This window comes from Reichenbachiella faecimaris (assembly GCF_900176375.1).
Taxonomy (GTDB): domain Bacteria; phylum Bacteroidota; class Bacteroidia; order Cytophagales; family Cyclobacteriaceae; genus Reichenbachiella; species Reichenbachiella faecimaris.
Genome location: NZ_FWYF01000004.1, coordinates 348,176 through 368,073, shown reverse-complemented (window position 1 = coordinate 368,073; position 19,898 = coordinate 348,176). Strand labels below are relative to the sequence as shown.

At 41.1% G+C, this 19,898-nt stretch carries 13 protein-coding genes; 6 read left to right on the top strand and 7 right to left on the bottom strand.

Features of this window, described 5'->3' with window-relative positions:
- Positions 1–2: 2 nt before the first annotated feature.
- From B9A58_RS18210 to B9A58_RS18180, 7 genes are all read right to left on the bottom strand, one after another.
- Positions 3–1,331, bottom strand: coding sequence for an MFS transporter (locus B9A58_RS18210; protein ID WP_084374303.1), 1,329 nt, complete (start codon positions 1,329–1,331; stop codon positions 3–5).
- Between the two features lie 173 nt (positions 1,332–1,504).
- The gene (gene lpdA, locus B9A58_RS18205; RefSeq protein WP_084374302.1) at positions 1,505–2,899 is read right to left on the bottom strand and encodes a dihydrolipoyl dehydrogenase; all 1,395 of its coding nucleotides are present in this window, start codon (positions 2,897–2,899) and stop codon (positions 1,505–1,507) included.
- A gap of 292 nt (positions 2,900–3,191) precedes the next feature.
- Positions 3,192–4,028, bottom strand: coding sequence for a hypothetical protein (locus B9A58_RS18200; protein WP_084374301.1), 837 nt, complete (start codon positions 4,026–4,028; stop codon positions 3,192–3,194).
- A gap of 61 nt (positions 4,029–4,089) precedes the next feature.
- Positions 4,090–5,442 carry a hypothetical protein gene (locus tag B9A58_RS18195; RefSeq protein WP_084374300.1) on the bottom strand — a complete coding sequence of 451 codons (1,353 nt, stop codon included), beginning with the start codon at positions 5,440–5,442 and terminating at the stop codon, positions 4,090–4,092.
- Between the two features lie 298 nt (positions 5,443–5,740).
- Entirely contained in the window at positions 5,741–7,666 is a 1,926-nt protein-coding gene (locus tag B9A58_RS18190; protein WP_084374299.1) for an AAA domain-containing protein, read from the bottom strand.
- A gap of 109 nt (positions 7,667–7,775) precedes the next feature.
- The gene (locus tag B9A58_RS18185; protein ID WP_084374298.1) at positions 7,776–8,741 is read right to left on the bottom strand and encodes a mechanosensitive ion channel family protein; all 966 of its coding nucleotides are present in this window, start codon (positions 8,739–8,741) and stop codon (positions 7,776–7,778) included.
- Positions 8,741–11,683, bottom strand: a complete 2,943-nt coding sequence (locus B9A58_RS18180; protein ID WP_084374297.1) for a hypothetical protein — start codon at positions 11,681–11,683, stop codon at positions 8,741–8,743. The genes B9A58_RS18185 and B9A58_RS18180 overlap by 1 nt, the downstream gene beginning before the upstream one ends.
- A gap of 306 nt (positions 11,684–11,989) precedes the next feature.
- On the opposite strand from B9A58_RS18180, the gene B9A58_RS18175 reads away from it, so the two are divergent.
- The 6 genes from B9A58_RS18175 to B9A58_RS18150 all read left to right on the top strand — a co-directional run bounded on the left by B9A58_RS18175 (position 11,990) and on the right by B9A58_RS18150 (position 19,839).
- Positions 11,990–13,090, top strand: coding sequence for an NAD(P) transhydrogenase subunit alpha (locus B9A58_RS18175; protein WP_084374296.1), 1,101 nt, complete (start codon positions 11,990–11,992; stop codon positions 13,088–13,090).
- 26 nt (positions 13,091–13,116) lie between these two features.
- Positions 13,117–13,422 carry an NAD(P) transhydrogenase subunit alpha part 2 gene (locus B9A58_RS18170; protein WP_084374295.1) on the top strand — a complete coding sequence of 102 codons (306 nt, stop codon included), beginning with the start codon at positions 13,117–13,119 and terminating at the stop codon, positions 13,420–13,422.
- Position 13,423: 1 nt separating this feature from the next.
- A complete protein-coding gene (locus tag B9A58_RS18165) occupies positions 13,424–14,797 on the top strand; it encodes an NAD(P)(+) transhydrogenase (Re/Si-specific) subunit beta (protein WP_084374294.1) in 1,374 nt (457 codons plus the stop codon).
- A gap of 84 nt (positions 14,798–14,881) precedes the next feature.
- Entirely contained in the window at positions 14,882–15,775 is an 894-nt protein-coding gene (locus B9A58_RS18160) for an SMP-30/gluconolactonase/LRE family protein (protein WP_084374293.1), read from the top strand.
- A 77-nt stretch (positions 15,776–15,852) separates the two neighbouring features.
- Positions 15,853–18,708, top strand: coding sequence for a M16 family metallopeptidase (locus B9A58_RS18155; protein WP_245827111.1), 2,856 nt, complete (start codon positions 15,853–15,855; stop codon positions 18,706–18,708).
- Between the two features lie 168 nt (positions 18,709–18,876).
- Entirely contained in the window at positions 18,877–19,839 is a 963-nt protein-coding gene (locus B9A58_RS18150; protein ID WP_139793972.1) for a helix-turn-helix transcriptional regulator, read from the top strand.
- Positions 19,840–19,898: the final 59 nt, after the last annotated feature.

The following is a 19,898-nucleotide window of genomic DNA, read 5'->3' as shown; positions in this document are numbered from 1 at the left end:
AGTTACTTAGTTCTAAACCTCTCCTGTGGATTGTCTGCCCAAAATCCGGCAATGGTGAGCAAGAGAAAAATAGCAAAGCAGAGCCACCCAGCAGCATCGTAATTACCGTTTCTGGACAATGATTCGCTAAAAATGATGGGGCCAACTGAGCTGCCCAGAACCACTAAAGTCATGGCACGACCAGAAATAGCACCAAGATACTCAGTGCCATAGAACCTTGGCCAGACTACAGAAAGAAATACACCATAAAGCCCTAGAAGAATACCATTTCCACTAATCATCACGTAGATCATCCAGGGCGAATTATCAAGGTATATCATGCCAATAGTGGCTATCAGTGACCCAACACCAGAGACGTAGAGTAGATATTTTAATTTGATAAAATCACTCAGACTACTGACTGACAAGGTCACCAAAACAGCAATCACAGATGAAGGGACAAATATGGATACAGCTGTACTTCTAGAGTAGTCAGCAGTTTCAAATAATGACACGACATTGAAGGTGAAGCCCGTCCAGTAGAAAGCCTGCATGGCGAGCATCATGGCAAATACCCAAAATGGGAAACTACTCATTGTCTCATGGAGGTTATATTGCTTGACGACTGGAAAACGGCTGGTCTTGGATTTTTTTTCTATGTAATTACCATCTGGCCTTAAACCACTTTTTTCTGGATCGTCTCTAAATAAGAAAAGCACAATTAGCGGAAAGCCCAAGCCAGCAATAACTGAGAGGATCATCCAGGCATCTTTCCATCCATAGTCCATGATCAGCATTTCGAAAAACACAGGAGCAGAAGAAAAGGTGAGTGAAGTCACCACATTAGAAAAGCCCATGGCAAAACCTCTGCGCTTTTCAAACCATTTCATCATCATGTTTCGAGAGACCAGTGTCAATGCACCTTGTCCGGTAAATCTGAGTGAAGCAAATCCCACATACATAATCAGAAAATTACCCACTCGGCCTTCTAAAAAGCCAGGGAGATAACTTTGAATCAATTCGGTCTGACTAAGAAAGATCAGTGTAAGAGCCATGCCAATGGAAGCAAGTATGGCAATGGGGCGAACGCCATGTTGATCATATTTGATACCCACCCAAGTCAATGCAGAGGCGCTGGTGATCGTGCCACACATATAGGCAAACCCCAATTCACTTCTGCTCATACCCAAAGCCTCAATGAGGCTATCCGTAAAAGTGGATACTCCCATGGTTTGCCCAGGAATACTCATGCAGATGCCCAAGGTACCCAAAACGATAATTGCCCAGCCATAATAGAAAGGAGTTTTTGCAGGATGAAAAGGCCAGTTGGCGAACGGAGTTTTGTTAGACATAAGGGTGTATATACGGAAGGGTATAAAAAAAGACTCCTTCAAAAATCTTTATTATGTCATCACGAGTGAAACGAAGTGATCTTAATCTTAGATACGGTACTAACAATAAGATTGCTTCACTCCGTTCGCAATGACGGATAATTTTTGAAGGAGTCTAAGTTTAAATGCTGTTCTTACAAGTGAACTGCTTCACCATACGCATCTTCTACTGCATCTTTGATGGCTTCAGACATGGTAGGGTGAGGGTGAACGGCTTTCATGATTTCGTGGCCTGTAGTTTCCAGTTTTCTGGCTACTACTGCTTCAGCAATCATTTCAGTGACGTTGGCGCCAATCAGATGGCAACCCAACCATTCGCCATATTTGGCGTCGAAAATCACTTTTACGAACCCTTCTGCATTGCCACCAGCTTGTGCCTTACCAGAAGCAGAGAACGGGAATTTGCCCACTTTGATTTCGTACCCAGCTTCTTTAGCAGCCTTTTCGGTCATACCTACAGAAGCGATCTCTGGAGAACAGTAAGTACACCCTGGTATGTTGCCATAGTCTAAGGGCTCAGGAGACTCTCCACATATTTTTTCAGCACAGATGATCGCTTCCGCAGAAGCTACGTGCGCCAATGCTGGTCCATGTACAATATCACCAATGGCATAGATACCTGGGATATTTGTTTTGTAATAATCGTCTACCAGGATTTTGCCTTTGTCTGTCATTACACCTACATCTTCCAAGCCAATGCCTTCAATGTTAGATGATACACCTACAGCAGAAAGTACGATGTCCGCGTCGATCACTTCTTCGCCTTTCTTGGTTTTGACGGTCACCTTGCAGGTTTTGCCTTTGGTATCCACAGCAGTCACCTCAGACCCGGTCATGATTTTCATACCAGACTTCTTGAATGATCTGGCCAGCTGCTTAGAAATATCTTCGTCTTCTACAGGCACTACGTTTGGTAAGTATTCTACGATAGTTACCTCTGTGCCAATCGAGTGGTAGAAGTAAGCAAACTCAACGCCAATGGCGCCAGAACCTACAATTACCATTTTTTTAGGCTGCTTGGGCAAGTTCATGGCTTCTCTGTAGCCGATGATTTTTTTGCCATCAATGGGCAGGTTTGGCAATTCTCTAGAACGCCCACCAGTAGCCACAATGATGTGGTCTGCCGTATAGTTTTCTGATTTGCCCTTATCGTCAGTGACTACTACTGTTTTATTGGCAGCGAGCTTACCAAAACCAAGCAATTGATCGATCTTATTTTTCTTGAATAGAAACTGAATGCCTTTGCTCATCCCATCTGCCACGCCACGGCTTCTTTTTACCATGCCAGAGAAATCAGCCTTTGCGTCTTTGACAGTAATTCCATAATCCTGTGCATGAGATAGGTAATCAAACACCTGTGCACTCTTGAGTAGGGCTTTGGTAGGGATACATCCCCAGTTGAGACAGATGCCACCAATTTCGGCTTTTTCTACTACTGCTACTTTTTTTCCTAATTGAGAAGCTCTGATCGCAGCTACATAACCACCTGGTCCGCTCCCGATCACAATAAGATCATACTTGTTTGCCATAATTTTTTCTTTGTGGATAATAAGTAGGCTGGCCCGTCAGCCTTAAAAAACTAGCGCAAATTTAATCTTTTGGTTTAGAGAAAAAAACGTGAATGCATAAGAATAAAAAGATTGCTTCTATACGTTCATTCTTCGAGTATTTGAAGGTTAGTTTTATTGTAGCCTTATTTAGGGACAAACTGAATATTCAAATTGAGACATAAAAAAACAGCACTGAGCAAAACCCAGTGCTATTAATTATTTTATTCATTAATACAGTAACTCGTAATTAGGATTGCATAGAGTTTAAGTACTAAAAATAGAATTGAATATAAATTGCTCCAGCAGCTGTAGGGCTACTATATTGGTTAGTACTCAAGGCTCTGCTTTTATTGCCAGGGCTAGTGGGTCTATCAAATTCGTAGACTTGAGTACCATCCCATGCTTCGTACTTGGCGTCTGCTTGTGAGCTCCATGCGTAACTATAGGCCAAGGTAAAATCCGCTCCCACAGAAAACTGCTTTGCGATGAAAAATTCAATTCCTGCAAATAGCCCACCAGAGAGAGTGTGAGTAATCCCGTTATCGGAAGACAACGTTCTACCACTAGCTGAACCAGCCCAATTACTGGAGGGATTAACATTGAGTGCTGAGATGGGATTTCCATGCGTGTATGCTGTATTAGATGTACTGTACTGATACCCCGCATAAGGTCCATAGAGAAAGGTAAATCTGTTTCTGTCCTTTCTTATTTCATACCCTAAAGTTAAGCCCATGTTATAGCTCTTAATTTTTCGTGTATCTATTACCTGTGCCGTACTCGTAGGATCTAGCGCTATTGCGGCATCATCCTGGGCGTATAGATTTGAGATTTGAGTATAGTTATTCATTGATAAAACAGCTCGAATCGCAGTGGCATCAGTCAAGAAATATTTGCCATATAAAGTCTGATCTCCTAAGTTTAGATCAGTGTCGAAGTTACCTAGAAAGTTAAGGTAAGGAATAGCACTTATCCCTATCCCAAAATCACCAGCTTTTGGTTTCAGTCTATCAGTATCTGCTGCATTATTTGTGCTAGCACCATCCTGAGCAAGGGCTGTAAAGCCGGAGCATATCACTCCGACCATCAGATATATTACTATATTTTTCATTTGATGTTCTTTTAAATTTGTTAGTTATTTCAGATTATGCATGGAATTCACCTACTGATAATCATGGTTGAGTTACTTCAACCCAGTCACTAGCAAATTGATCGGCGCCAGCTTCAGTACCTATATCTATACCGCCTTGATCGAAGGTCAATCCACCTGTCAATAGGAAAGCATCATCTGTATCGTCAGTATCAGCTCCATCCGCGACTCTGGCTATATCTAATCTAAAAGTGGTAGTTTCATAAATAGGGTTCAAATCACCATCTACTTCTCCAGTATCTAAAGTTCTATCCACATGAGCCGTACTTGATAAATAGATATTATTGTCTACAGGAATGTCAACTGTATATTTACCATTGGCATCTGTAGTTACTTCTTCAGACCACTGCACTGTTGTAGTTTCGTCTTCATCTTCACCTTCAAAAATTGTATATAGAGTTAATGTAGTATTAGCTAATTGCTCCCTTGAAGCAGTCTCTTGATCTTCGTTTGTTTCAGAATAAATAGTACCGCTAATAGTTATTAATTCAACCGAAGTTTCAGTATCAGTACTTGTTGGATCAGCTAGGACAATATTTTGAATTTTTGTTTGACCTGGAACAATATCATCGTAGTCAACAGTTGTTGAAGCAAATTCTACATTAATTGTTGCAGGAGAAGCTCCAGCTGTTTGAACTTGTTCGGCATTAAATGCTTTGACAGTGACCTCAAAGCTGTCGCCACCGTTTCTATTAACCTCTACCTCAATCGAGAATTGACCGTTTGCATCTAGTGTAGTTTCTGTTTCGAACTGCTCTGCTCCGTCTACTTTGGTGATCGTAACCACTGTTCCTTCTGGAGCGGATTCCTTACCTGGTGATTGATTGTTGAACTCTCCTGTTACATTGCCTACCAATGTAGCTGGTAATAAAGTTGAAGATTCATCAATCGCAGTAATAGTAGCTAAACTTTGGCTATAGATACTTTTGCCACCTAATATTAAAGCATAGGTTATTGGAGTGAAATTATACCAAGAAGCTTTAGTGCTACCATCAGCTTGTACTTGATCAAATTCGAACCCATCTACGGATACAGTAGCATTAACGCCATTGTCATCTACAGGTACCGTAAATTCTGCAAATCCATTCGCGTTTACCGTATCACCTACAACTATTGAGCTATTTGAGCCACCTCCTGTACCTGTAGTAGAATACTGTGAGTATGGAATAGTGATTGTAACGCTGGTTCCTGCTGGTGCCGATTCATTGCCTGCAGAGGTTAAATCTAAATCTGTCTTAGGATAAATCCGTACTGTAACTGAATCTAGATAGTCTATAGACAAAGGAGTGCTGGTTAAGTCTTCGTCACAACTTGTAGCGAACATTGCAATTAGTGCAGATCCAAATACAAGGGAAAGCATGTTATTTTTTTTCATGGTTTTGTTTTTTGAAAAAGTATTAGAATTAAATAATTATGCTCAAATCAAAACCAGTTGAAGAATGAAAAATTGGCAGATGAATATTTGTAGGGAGTTATTGAATATTCGTCAGGGGCGTGTGATTTTTTGTACAAGTGGCAAATACAAAATATAGTATTGCAGTCTTAGTTTTTCCATTGCAAACGCAGAGCTCATGCAATCGTTTTTGGATAGAAATGGAATTTTAATATTGCATTTAGAAGATTTACCAGAACGGAACGCTTGCTTCAGATGACTGGAAATCTAAATTATCAACTTACGCCATCCACTCAAAAGCGCTATGATAGGCATCCACCTCATTGACATAATCCAAAAATTTCTGATAGAAAGGGTGCTGACCTATGGTGGCACTATCTCCGATCACGACTAATTTTTTACGTGCTCGGGTCAAAGCCACATTCATTCTTCTGGTGTCAGATAAGAATCCGATCTCACCATTTTCATTTGAACGTACCAAGCTGATATAAATCACATCACGTTCTTGACCTTGAAAAGAATCAATAGTATTGACGGCAACTTTCTTGGTTGTAATCTCATCCAACTCCATAGCAGCCAATTGCTCTTGCATATTAATGACCTGTGCTTTGTATGGAGAAATGACTCCAATACTCGCCAGATCATCCGATTTTCCCATGGCATCCAGAGTCATCAGGTAATTGGTCAGGTGCTTGAAAAGTAAATCTGCCTCTTCTGTGTTGAAGGAACTTCTGGTTTCCGGATCGACCTGCTCAAAGTACCCACAGCCAGCTGTGTCAATAAACTCAACCGTCTGATCTTCAACAAATACCCTCCAATTTCTTACCATTTCATTGGCAATGAGCTGATCTTTGTAAAATAAGCGGCTGCTAAAATTCATGATTTGCTCATGCATGCGGTATTGCTCCTGTAGCATGGTGTCCGCCTGATTTCTTTGAATGGCTTTTTCGAAAAGCGTCACTTCCAATCCTGCCTTGGCTGCTTCAAAAGACTTGATGGTAGGAGGGAGCTGACAGTGATCTCCAGCGAATATGACTCTGTCAGATTTTAGGATAGGAATCCAAGAGGCAGGTTCTAGTGCTTGTGCGGCCTCATCTATAAATACCGTTTCGAAAGTCATACCTTTCAGCATTTGGTTGTTGGCACCTACTAATGTACAGGCAATAACCTGTGATTTGCTGATGATGTCATTGACAATGTAATAGTTGAGATGTTCTGCTTGGGCTTTCAATGATCTGGCTTCGTCCTTTAGCGCTTTTCGCTGTTTTTTTTCATTATGACCAAAACTACGTTTGAACTTACCTGCCATGGCAAAGTACTCATCTGCTTGTTTGCGCAAGGCTTTCAGATCCTTAAAATCTTTGTGATTGGCAATCTTGGCATCCAAAGTTTTATTCAGGATATCTTCAGTGACCCGTGCAGGATGCCCGATGCGAAGTACTTCTATTTTTTGATCACCCAGTTTTTCAGCCAATAAATCAACAGCAGCATTACTGGGAGCACACACCAAAATCTGGTCTTCAGATTTCAAAGTTTCCAAAATAGCTTGTACAACCGTGGTGGTTTTTCCTGTGCCAGGTGGTCCATGAATGATAGCTACATCCTTGGCATTGTGAATTTGATGTAGTGCTGCATTCTGACTGTCATTCAATCCTAAATCACGAATGGTTTCATGGTCAGTGAATTGTGCGGCTTTATCTCCTAGTAGTATTTTTTTGAATTCATTTATACGTTCTTCTTTTGTATTGAGCAGTGCTGTCAACGTACGCTCCATCTCCCGATAGGCATTTTCATCGAACAGTAGCTGTACTCCCATCTGCCCATGGTGAAGCCAATCGGGTAAATGGTCTACATTCATGGTAATGTGCATGTGGGTTTTGGTCACATTATTGACGACACCATTTGCCGCATCTTCATAGTCTCCATTCCCTCCATTGGCAGAGAACAAGCTGATCAGTTTTCCAGATTGAAAAAGATGTGCATCCGTATGCTCTGGAGGTCGTGATATTTTCACAATTAACCTTTCTCCAGCATCGAATTTGGTTTTTTCTAAATTGATAGGATACCAGCAGACACCTTGTTTGCGTCGTTCTTTTAGCGAAGTGCCAGCCATTTTCTGACGGTATTGCTGCAAGTCAGCCTCCTTCTCTTTTTTGAGAAGTACGAGTAGGTTTTTAAGTTCTTCTTGGATGTCTTTGCCTGCCATAGGAGCCTATTTATTGCGAAGCTAGAGGATATGATGAATCATGAGAAACATTCCTGTAGGTTTATCCATCCAATAAGCAGTTTTAGAGATTTAGAATGAAACAAGAAATTCAATCTTTCGTCAATATTCCTTCTTCAAGCAATTTCTTAATTACGATTTCAGTCATTTCACTTTTGAACTTGAATTCGTCTCGAATGTCGAGCACGTAGGCCTTGATTTTCATTTTGATGATGGATTGTCGTTCCTTATGCTCATTAGAAAATACGACCACAATGGGTTTGTTGAGGAATACGTATTTGGATACCTGAGCCGCTTGTATGGCTAGGGCTCGTACGTGTACAGTGTCGGCATTAATAGGCAGATAGATTTCTGCTACTACCTGACAGTTGGCTTCGCCAGCATTGGCATTGGACACGGAGCTGTTCATGATCTCTCCGTTAGGAATAGTGACAAGATTGTCGTCGGGTGTTACGATACGGGTGGAGCGCAAGCCGATTTCCACCACTTCGCCATAGGTATCGCCTACCTGAATTTTGTCCCCAGAATTGAATGGTCGATCAAAGAGGATTACGATACCACCAAAGATGTTTTTGAGAATATCCTGAGAAGCAAAACCCACTGCCACGCCTATGGAAGCAGAGAATGCCAGCACAGTAGATGCAGGCGGCTGATAGATCCCGACTACGATCAAAAAGATGACAACCACCCAGCCAAGAATTTTTATTACAGGAATAACGCTTTTGATGGTGATACGATACTTGGTACTACGTTCCGCAAAGATTTCCAGAATTCTGGAAGTAAACTTGATCACAAAATAGCCTACGATAATAAAGATCAAACTCCAAAACAGATTTGGGAGGGAAATCAATTCTGTGACTTGTGGAGGCGTCTTGAGATCTACTTTTTTCTTTTCGACTGCTTGCTGGGCATATTGTGCCGAATCCAAAGTGTGAACTGAATCAACCTTGGCGACCACGATAGAATCTATCTTCGCCAGGCTCAGACTATCAGAAGCTTGCCCATAAGAGGAAAAGCTCGTGATCAGCCATAGGGATATGAAGACTAACTTATTCATTAGTGAATTAAATTTCTTGATTTAAGTAAGCTAATGGTATTTCTATATACAATTGGATTAATCATATAAGCTTCATGGGTTTTTACCAAAATACCATCCTCAAGCAGTGCTAACAATATCAATTCACAGCTTTTCACTGTCACATTTAATACCTGAGCTAATTGCTCGATCGTCAGACCATCATGTAAAATCAGCGCATGAAGTGCGTATATTTTATCCATGGCCAGGACAGTGAGGAAGTTGAGGTTTGGTTTTTTGAAAGTTCCGACAGTGATAGAGCTATCGTCTACTTCCTTAGTAGAAAGCAGCCAGTAGATCAGCGCTAAGCTGATGTTGCTTTGTGCAAAACTATTGAGTTCTGAAAAGAATTTCTTCTTCAACCATTGTTGTTGTTCTGCTTCATTCAGTTTCTTAAACTTCTTGTCGTCTGCAGAACCTGCATCAGTTTCAAACTGAATTTTGAATCCACTGATACGATTGCGTTTCCAAATGATGCTGATGATCTGGTCGCTCGTCATAGTTTTTAATTCAATGACGTAGCTGAAGTATTCGTTGATGTTGATGGTTTTTTCTAGGTACGACCAGGTGTATACCGTGGAACTTATTATCCAGAATACATTTTTATAGGTTTTGTTGACGATCTGAAAAAGCATTTGCATGGCTTCAAAGCCATTCACCTTCCTTTGGAAAAGATTTTGAATGTCTTCCAATATCACCACTCGTTTGGATGAGGAGTTGAGATAATTGATTACTTCTTCAAGTTGTGTGAAAGTATCATTTTTGAAGGTGGTACGCATCACCTGGATAAAGTGATCTTCATTGCATCCATTGCCTTCCAGCTTCATTCTGGTGATCGTGAATGGAAAACGGGCATGGGACAGGCTGTAATTGATAAAGGAGGTCAAACCACCCCACTTTTCTCCCAGTACTACAGTGGCAGCATAGTGTCCTTTTTGCCAACTTTCAAATGCTTTTTTTAACGTGACAAACTCATCTTTTCGCCCTTCAAAAAGCTCCAGATCTTCTAGTGGCTCGATTTGATACAGGCGCTTATAAATCAGGGGCAATTTGTCTATGGCTTGCTGTGATTCCAGTAGAAAATCAGAGACTTGCTTGGATATCTCTGGCTTCTTGGCGGTAAGTACAAAGCTCTCACTCAGTGAGTTCAGCTTGTGACGGACATCATTGTAGATTCCAAGTAGTACCAAGGCCACACGCTTTTTGCGAGTGGTCATTTTTTCTTCCAATCTTTGTCGCACCTCCTTGGCTTGCTGAGTTGCCTTGGCCTTGGTGATTCGCATCCGCAGCTGTCTCACATTCTCATTGAAAGTGAGTTCCATCACACCATCACAAAAGGTATTGATCACTGTTTCCAGTTCATTACCATTCACGATCATGGCTTCGTTGAGCTGGTTGCGCTCTTCTATAAGACGGGCGACCGCACGTTTCAGCCCTTCTTCAGCAATAGATATGGCTTCTTGTGGGTCTCTTTGTTGCTCCATAGAAGCAATACCTGACGAAAGACTGAAAGTGATGATATGATCGAGATCTTTCACGTTTTCCACCATTCGCTCTAGCGAAGAGAAAGAACCTTGTTTGATCAGTTCTACTTGTTTTTTGAAAATAGGTAAAGTCTCAAAAGCAATCAATTCGTGTGGAGAGATTACGTTAAGGTCTTCTGATTTGATTGGGGCGTTGTAGCTACCACTTTTTACAATCACGCGTTCGTCAGACAGCTCTTCTACCTGATTGGCAATACTGACCTCTAATTTATTGATCAGGTTAATGACCGTTTGATTTGAAAGTTTATCGCACAAACGTGGAACCACTTCCTTATCCAATTTTTTTACTGCCTGATAATTTAGTCGTTTCAATTCTTTGGCAATAGATTCATGTTCTTTGCTCAATGAGCTAATGCTTTCATCAATGAATGATTTGATTTCATCCATTTCTGGCCCTATGTAGTCATCGATTTTCTTGAATTGTGCTGATTGAAATTCAAACAAACTCGCCAGCGTTTTGTGCTTGAGCAGGTTGATGTTGAGATCCATACGCCATTCTTCAAACAGGGCGTAATTGGTATTGCGCCACTCCAGGTCATTCAGGCTCCATTGGCTTTTGGCTGATTCTACTTTGTTATAGATTATTTCGTTGCTCAGTCTGGCTTCGGGTAGTTCAAAGGTGCCGGCCTTCTCATATTCCAATTCAAATTTGACAGCTTTTGGCCCAGTGATTTCTTTTATTTTTCGCTTGAGGGATTTGCCCAATTCATTTTTGAAATTAAGCATATCGTCAGCATCAATTTTAGAAGCCTCAGTATCACCATGACTAAGTTTTTCTTCCCACTCCTTTAGGTTTACGTACTCGCTTGCTACGCCTGAATATAGCATTTCAGTTGCGTCTTGGAGGTCGAGAAGTACTTGAACCAAGAAGTGTTTTTTCGCCAGATTTCTTAGCGGAATCTCATGTTTCCAATAGGGTTTATGAATTTTTTCCTTTCTGAAAAGATTGGCAATGCCATTGGGTAAGCATGTCAAATGATAGATGAGCCTTTTGCCAAGTTTGAAAATTCTAACCCAGGCAGGATCTGAGCTGATGGCAATAAATCTGTCGTGACTTTGCTCTACCGTCTGATAAATTGACACATCTTCTAGAATTCCTTGCAACTCATGTAGGAAAGATTCGTGCAAAACTGCCAAATCTTGAGACTCAGGCTTGGACCAAAGCGTATCGATTTGATCCAGTAACTTATGCTTGAATTGGGCCAACTGAGCATCTGAAGACCTTTTCTTTGCTGGCAAAGCGTAGTAGGAGTTGACCTGCTCCACAATCTGTAGCATGTGATCGACTTCTTGATCCAAAAGCTCCTCCACTTTCGCCTGAAAGTGGCTTTTTAGACATTTATCAATTTTACCAACTAGTTCCTCTGCTATAGAAGTCATTACATATTATTTATAAGTAAAGATTAGTCAATATTTGGGAGAATACCCCTATGACCAAATGAGTATTTTTTATGTAATTCATGCAAGCCAGAAATGACTGAATATCGGGCGAAGGTAAGTGCTGGACGGTTTGTTTTTACGTAGTTATGGATTGATATTTTTTCAATTTGACAATAAAACACCAGCATTATTAAAAAATATACCAGAATAATTGCCTATTACTTAGTACGTTTGCAATGCGCTAGCGCCTATGTTGCAACTGACCCAAAATTGTATTTCTATTGAAGTATAAAATGTAAGCATGATATGGTAATTGGTGTAGTGAAATGTACAGCAGAGAATCTCGTGGCTTTAGTACCACAGGTTGCGGCCAAGTTGATCAAAGACGAATATCAAGTCGTCGTAGAATCAGGAGCAGGAAAATCATCTGGTTATAATGATGAAGTCTATGAATCTTCTGGAGCCGTCATTTCCACGAGAAATGAAGTGCTTACAAAAGCTGACGTCATACTTACTGGTACGAGCATTCCAAAAACAGATATTGATCGAATTAAACCAGAGGCATTGTTGGTAGGTAAATTCAACGGTAGAGTTGAGTCTGAGCTCATCACCAACCTGAAAACATCTAGGGCGCAAGTATTTAGCCTTGATTTGTTGCCACGATCTACTATTGCACAATCTATGGACGTGCTATCCTCTTTGGCTTCGCTGTCAGGATATAAAGCTGTAGTGACTGCTGCTGACGAATTTGCCGGCTATTTTCCAATGATGACTACCTCTGCAGGTACCATTCCGCCAGCCAGGGTATTGATTTTGGGTGCAGGGGTGGCCGGATTGCAGGCTATCGCTACGGCTAAAAGATTAGGAGCTATAGTTGAGGCCTTTGATGTTAGAACTGCAGTAAGAGAAGAAGTGCAAAGTTTGGGTGCCAAATTTATCGAGGTAGAAGGTGCGCAAGAAGATAGTGCGGCTGGAGGTTATGCCGTAGAGCAATCAGAGGCCTATATAGCCAAGCAAAAGGAATTGATTCACGAAACATCTGTCAAGGCTGATGTGGTAATCACAACGGCCAATATCCCAGGTAGAAAGGCGCCCATACTCATAGAGAATCGCACAGTGAATGCCATGAAACAAGGCAGCATCATCGTAGATATGGCGTCAGCAAGTGGAGGAAACTGCGAATTGTCGAAAGACGATCAGACGGTAGATATTGACGGAGTGAAAATCATTGGTGATTCGAAATTATACAATCAAATGGGTAAGCAAGCCAGTTTGTTGTATAGCAATAATATCTACAACTTCCTGAAATACGTGCTGAAAGAAGGTAAGGATAAATTGCCTTATGACAGTGAAATAGTAAGTCAGTCGCTGTTGAAAGTAGAAAGGGAATCCACCGTTTCAGCATAACCCCAACCATTAAATTATTAAAGACCATGTTTGAGATATTAGATTATCTGAAGGATCATGTGCTCATGATCAATTTGTTAATTATCACCATTTATCTGGGTTTTGAAGTGATTTCAAAAGTCCCAACCGTATTGCATACACCCTTGATGTCGGGGTCGAATGCGATTAGTGGTATCGTTATCATTGGAGCCATCATACTGGTTAGACAAGCGGAATCAAATGATTATGTAACACTCGCATTAGGCGCCTTGGGCATTGTGCTGGGCACTATCAATGTAGTAGGTGGTCATGCCGTGACCAATCGTATGTTGGAAATGTTTAAGAAGAAATAAGATGCAGTACATCGAATTATTATATATCGTCTCGACTGTCCTTTTGATTATAGGGCTGAGAAAATTGAGTAGCCCATCTACGGCAAGAGATGGAAACGTGATTGCTGCCGTGGGTATGGGTTCCGCCATTTTAGTGGCAATTTTTAGTCCCATGGCGAATGATCAGGGCAATCTGATCCATATTTTTGTAGCTATTGCTATGGGTTCAGTGATCGGCATGGTTTATTCCAAAAAGGTGGAGATGACTGGCATTCCAGAATTGGTTTCTGTTTTTAATGGATTTGGAGGTGCTTGTGCCGTTTGTATTTCGATTTTGGAAGCGTATAAGTTTGATGCTTCTTCTTCTATTGGCCTGATGGGGACAACTTATATGGCCTTGTTCATAGGTGGTGTAGCTTTTACTGGTAGTTTAATTGCTTATGGCAAATTAGCGGGCAAGGTGAAAGATTGGAGAAATGGAATTTCCTCGTATTTCAATTTGATTTGGTTGGCGCTGTGTCTTGGTTTGATTGTATTTCAAGTAGCAAACCCAACAGCTTATGAATTTTTACCACTCATCATTTTGAGCGTTTCCTTGATCTACGGATTGACTTTTGTTTGGCCAATTGGAGGTGCAGACATGCCAGTGGTCATTTCACTATTAAATGCTTTGACAGGTATAGCTGCTGCTTTGGCGGGTTTGGTATATGGCAATATGGTCATGCTACTTGGAGGAGTGCTTGTAGGATCTTCAGGAGCTATCTTGACTGTTCTTATGTGCCAGGCCATGAATCGGTCATTGATCAACGTGGTGGTCGGAGGATTTGGTGCTTCTGCCTCAGCAGTAGCTACGGATCAAGGTGACATCAAAGAAACTACGGCCAACGACACAGCCATTATGATGCGATACGCACAAAATGTCATGGTGATTCCTGGCTATGGTATGGCAGTCGCCCAAGCGCAAAAAGCTTGTAAAGAGCTCGATAAAAGTTTGACGTCCAGGGGAGTAAATGTGAATTATGCCATCCACCCAGTGGCTGGCCGTATGCCAGGGCATATGAATGTGCTATTGGCGGAAGCTGATGTGCCTTATAATAAATTGATTGACTTGGATGATGCCAATGGCATGCTTGGTGATACGGATGTATGCCTCGTAGTAGGCGCCAATGATGTAGTCAACCCTTCCGCTTTGGATGATCCAGGAAGTCCAATCTATGGTATGCCTGTATTAGAAATTCTGAATGCTAAAAATGTGGTGGTGCTCAAAAGAGGGATGAGCAAAGGTTATTCTGGAATTGAAAATCCATTATTCTTCCACAACAAAACCAAGATGCTTTTTGGCGACGCCAAAGACACCATTGAGACTTTGAATAATGAGGTGAAGGTGATGGATTAGTCATTTGGGAAGTATAGTTCACCATCTAGCGAAAACATAAGATATAGTGTGCTAATTGAATTATCATTGGTAAAATTAAATACAATGAGAAATTCATTTTCATACTTAATACTTGCTGCATTCATTCTTAGTTGCACTCAAAAATCAGAGTGGTATATCGTTTCCGACTTTGCCTTTGTCGGAGATTTTACCCAGGGTCTTGAAGGACCAGCCGTGGACGCTGAAGGTAATTTGTTTTTCGTCAATCCCAAGAAAAGCGGAACCATTGGGAAAATAAGTATAGCTGGAGAATTAGAGATTTATGTCGACAGTCTTCCTAATGGGAGCGTGGCTAATGGTATTCGTTTTGATCCAGAGGGTTTGATGTATTTGGCAGACTATATCAACCATAATATACTAACCATTGACCCTCTATATAAGGTACCCATGGTGTATGCTCATGACAGCACAATGAACCAACCCAATGACCTTGCGATTGCATCAGACGGAACGATATATGCCAGTGACCCCAACTGGGCAGAAAGTACAGGTAATCTATGGAGAGTGGATTTGGATGGCCAGTTTGATTTGCTTGAATCCAATATGGGTACCACCAATGGCGTGGAAGTGGCACCAGGCGATAGTTTACTTTATGTCAATGAGAGCGTGCAGCGCAAGGTGTGGGTCTATGATTTAAGTAAGACAGGAACCCTATCTAATAAAAGGCTTTTGATAGAATTTGCAGATCACGGGCTGGACGGCATGCGAACCGACATAAAAGGTAATTTGTATATCGCACGATATGGCAAAAGGGTGATTGCCATAGTTTCTCCACAAGGTGAATTGATCAATGAAGTCAAACTAAAAGGTCAAAAGCCAACGAATATCGCTTTTGGAGGAAAGGATGGCAAAACCTGCTACGTGACTTGCCAAGATCGCGGTTATATCGAATCTTTCCGAGCACCAAACCCAGGTCGATCATTTTCATTTCGTAAATAGTAAAATCAAGTATTAGTAGTTAGATATTTTTCTTAGTTTAGTTGATTAAATCATTTTAATCCTAAACAATGAAATTCATGCTAAATAAAATCTTTAGTGTCTTCATGGCTGTTGTTGTGATTTTCACGTCATCATGCGAAACATCCAAGGAACAGACAGATAGTGGATTCTCTATAGAATCAGAAAAATATACACTAGCCAACGGACTTGATGTGGTCTTGCATCAGGATAAATCTGATCCAGTGGTATCAGTGGGCATATTATACCACGTAGGATCTAATCGAGAGAAGCCTGGGCGCACAGGTTTTGCGCACTTGTTTGAGCACATGCTTTTTCAGGAATCTGAAAATGTGCCTCAAGATCAATTCTTTAAAATCGTGCAAAATGTAGGCGGAACACTCAATGGCTTTACCTGGAAAGACGGAACCATGTATTTCGAAATTGTCCCAAAAAACGCACTAGAAACGATGCTCTGGTTAGAGTCTGATCGACTTGGCTTTTTACTCAATACAGTCACTGAAAGTGCTTTTGCCAATCAGCAAGAAGTGGTTCAAAATGAAAAAAGACAACGTGTAGACAACAGACCCTATGGCCATACCAATTATGTGATCGACAAGAACATGTACCCGGAAGGTCATCCATACAACTGGCAGGTGATCGGGGAGTTGGTAGACTTGCAGAGTGCAACTGTGGCAGATGTAAAGGAATTTTACAATCAGTTTTATGGTCCGAACAATGCCACTCTGGTCATTGCAGGAGATTTTGAAAATGCAGAAGTAAAGCCATTAGTTGAAAAGTATTTTGGTCCCATAGGTAAAAGAGGAGAGGTAGCAGAAATGGAACCTCAGCCTGTGAAACTGGATGCGTCCAAAAGGTTTTATCACGAAGATAATTTCGCGACAGCCCCACAGCTCAACATGGTTTGGCCTACAGTAGAAGAATACAGCAAAGATGCTTATGCTTTAGATTTTCTGGCTGAGATTCTGTCAGATGGCAAAAAGGCGCCACTTTACAAGGTATTGGTAAAAGAGAAAAACTTCACGTCGTCCGTGGCCGCGTGGAATCGCTCTCAAGAATTGGCAGGCTCGCTTAGGATCTCAATCAATGCGAATCAGGGTATTCCATTAGATTCTGTAGAGGCCGGTATTTCTAAAGCCTTTGAACTGTTCGAAACAGAAGGAGTGAAAGACAGTGATGTAGCTCAGGTGAAGGCCAAAATTGAAACAGAATTCTATGATGGAATTAGTAGCGTTTTCAACAAAACCTTTCAATTGGCTTATTACAACACCTTTGCTCGCGATCCTCAATTTATTGAAAAGGATATTGCCAACATACAGGCAGTGACTAAAGAAGATGTGCTTAGGGTTTATAATACGTACCTCAAAGGCAAGCCATACATCCTCACCAGTTTTGTTCCCAAAGGACAAATGAACCTTAGTGCTTCGAATTGTGAAAAGGCTGCAGTCGTAGAGGAGGTAGTCCAGGAAATGGTAGCTGAAAACAATGAGGCTGCAGTCGTAGAGGAGGTAATCAAATCAGAAACTACTTTTGATCGAACGGTAGCACCTGAAATAGGCTCAATGCCAGAGTTGACTATTCCTACCCAATGGAATACCACACTTGAAAACGGGCTGGCAGTATATGGTATAGAACAAAAGGAACTGCCATTGGTAAATGCCAGTTTGGTGATTAAAGGTGGGCACTTGATGGATGATCTGGATAAGATTGGTGTAGCCAATTTGATGACAGATATAATGAATGAAGGAACAGCTAATAAGACACCTCAAGAATTAGAGGAGGCCATTGCCTTGCTGGGTGCTGAGATAGGTATGTTTACTTCAGAGGATGCCATCACATTTACAGTCAATTCTCTGGCGAGAAATTTCCCTGCAGCCATGGCACTATTGGAGGAAATTCTGCTTGAGCCAAGATGGGATGAGGACGAATTCACCCTGATCAAAACACGAACAGTAAATATCATCAAAAGAAGAGATGGAGACCCAGGTGCTGTTACTGGTAAAGTGTATAAAAAACTACTTTATGGTACTGAAAATATCCGTGGATATAGTACTTCAGGAACAGCAGAAGATGTAGAGAATATTACCATTGATGACCTAAAGGCTTTTTATGATAATAATTTCTCTCCAACAATCTCAACGTTTCATGTAGTAGGTGATATTTCACAAGCAGACGCTCAAAAAGTACTCAGTGGATTGGAAACTAGATGGAAAGCCAAAGAAGTAGAAATACCTACTTACGAGGCACCTGCAAACCCTGAAAAGCCAAGTTTGTATTTTGTTGATTTCCCAGATGCTAAGCAGTCTGTTATCAATATTGGTTACTTATCCATGTCGAGACCTGATCCAGATTTCTACCCAGCTACTGTAATGAATTATAAATTGGGAGGCTCTTTTAGTGGCAATGTAAACCTGATCTTGAGGGAGGAAAAGGGCTATACTTATGGAGCAAGAACAAACTTCTCAGGAGATGAGACTACAGGGGAGTACACGGCGAGTTCAAGTGTAAGAACCAATACTACCTTTGAATCAGTGAAGATTTTCAAAGAAGAAATGGAGAAGTATCGGGAAGGCGTAAGTGAGGAAGATCTTGAGTTTACTAAAAATGCCTTGATCAAGTCGAATGCCAGAAGATTTGAAACATTGGGTGCATTGAGAGGTATGATCGAAACCAGAAGTAAGTACGGTTTTGCACCTGACTATATCAAGGACGAAGAAAATGTAGTTAGAAATATGACTTTGGATGAGCACAAGGCCTTGGCTCAAAAGTATATCACACCAGATCAAATGATTTATCTGGTATCAGGTGATGCCAAAACTCAGTTGGAGCAGTTCAAAAACACAGGCTTCGATCAGGTGATTCTTCTGGACAAAGAAGGAAATGAGGTGAAAGAACCCATTAATTTGGTTAAATAGATTATAAAAATTTAGACTAAGAGGCCAACAGAATTAGAATTCTGTTGGCCTCTTTTTTTTGTTTTTTTGAAACTAAAATTGAGTAATTGGGTACATTTATCTCGTATACGTTTCCATCATTCGCCTTAATCTTAAATTTATTTGGCTCTGGCCAAGGATGCAAAAATCATGAATAGAATAGATCGACTGACTGCTATTATGCTAAAGCTCCAAAGCAAAAGATTTGTCACTATAGACGATGTGGCAGAACATTTTGATATTAGCGAACGCACAGTTTTTAGAGATATCAAAGCACTTGGAGAGGCTGGTGTGCCGATTGGCTTCGAAAAGGACAAAGGGTATTTTATAGTTGAGGGGTACTACATCCCACCAGTGACTTTTACCAAGGAGGAGGCAGGCGCTATTTTGCTGGCAGGAAAGCTACTAGAAAGGCAAGGGGACAAATCGCTCGTAGATGAGTTTGAGAGTGCTTTGACCAAGGTGAGGGCTGTGCTGAAAAATACGCAAAAGGACTACGTGCAAAACCTAGAGAAATACATAGAAATCGTCTCGCCATCAGTTCCTGTAGAAAAGGCATTTCCTGACTTGTTTCTCAATGATATCAAAAATGCATTGGTATCGCATCAGGTATTGTCTTTTGAATACTATGCCAATTATAGTGATACCTTTTCTTCACGTGAAGTGGAACCCTTAGGCATTTGTCATTATGCCAACCACTGGCATCTGATTGCCTACTGTCGCATGAGAAATGGAGTCAGGGATTTTCGTACGGACCGTATCACAAAACTTCAGGTGCTGGATCAGCACTTTGATCCCTCACTCAGAGACGATTTCAAGGAACATATTTTTGTGAGACAGATGCAAGAGGATGTCAGAGAGGTCAAGATTCTGTTTAAAAAAAATGTGGCGAGACTCATTGGAGACCAGCGCTATTACTATGGGTTCATTGATGAACAGAAAACCACGGATGGTGTAGAAATGACTTTCATGGTAGGCGAGTGCGATCATTTTGCCAGGTGGTTGTTGATGTTCACGGACGCTGTTCGCATCCTAAACTCAACCCAACTAGAAGATCAAATGCAGCAGCTCATAGACCAATTGGCTGCCCATTACACTGCTTCATTGATCTAATTCAATTTTTTTCATAAAAATTAAATTTCTCAAATTTCACTGACATAGGGTTGTCAGTG

Bases quoted from the DNA above. Each gene is read 5' to 3' on its own strand.
- B9A58_RS18210 (WP_084374303.1), bottom strand. From the start codon at position 1,331: ATGTCTAACAAAACTCCGTTCGCCAACTGGCCTTTTCATCCTGCAAAA.
- lpdA (WP_084374302.1), bottom strand. From the start codon at position 2,899: ATGGCAAACAAGTATGATCTTATTGTGATCGGGAGCGGACCAGGTGGT.
- B9A58_RS18200 (WP_084374301.1), bottom strand. From the start codon at position 4,028: ATGAAAAATATAGTAATATATCTGATGGTCGGAGTGATATGCTCCGGC.
- B9A58_RS18195 (WP_084374300.1), bottom strand. From the start codon at position 5,442: ATGAAAAAAAATAACATGCTTTCCCTTGTATTTGGATCTGCACTAATT.
- B9A58_RS18190 (WP_084374299.1), bottom strand. From the start codon at position 7,666: ATGGCAGGCAAAGACATCCAAGAAGAACTTAAAAACCTACTCGTACTT.
- B9A58_RS18185 (WP_084374298.1), bottom strand. From the start codon at position 8,741: ATGAATAAGTTAGTCTTCATATCCCTATGGCTGATCACGAGCTTTTCC.
- B9A58_RS18180 (WP_084374297.1), bottom strand. From the start codon at position 11,683: ATGACTTCTATAGCAGAGGAACTAGTTGGTAAAATTGATAAATGTCTA.
- B9A58_RS18175 (WP_084374296.1), top strand. From the start codon at position 11,990: ATGGTAATTGGTGTAGTGAAATGTACAGCAGAGAATCTCGTGGCTTTA.
- B9A58_RS18170 (WP_084374295.1), top strand. From the start codon at position 13,117: ATGTTTGAGATATTAGATTATCTGAAGGATCATGTGCTCATGATCAAT.
- B9A58_RS18165 (WP_084374294.1), top strand. From the start codon at position 13,424: ATGCAGTACATCGAATTATTATATATCGTCTCGACTGTCCTTTTGATT.
- B9A58_RS18160 (WP_084374293.1), top strand. From the start codon at position 14,882: ATGAGAAATTCATTTTCATACTTAATACTTGCTGCATTCATTCTTAGT.
- B9A58_RS18155 (WP_245827111.1), top strand. From the start codon at position 15,853: ATGCTAAATAAAATCTTTAGTGTCTTCATGGCTGTTGTTGTGATTTTC.
- B9A58_RS18150 (WP_139793972.1), top strand. From the start codon at position 18,877: ATGAATAGAATAGATCGACTGACTGCTATTATGCTAAAGCTCCAAAGC.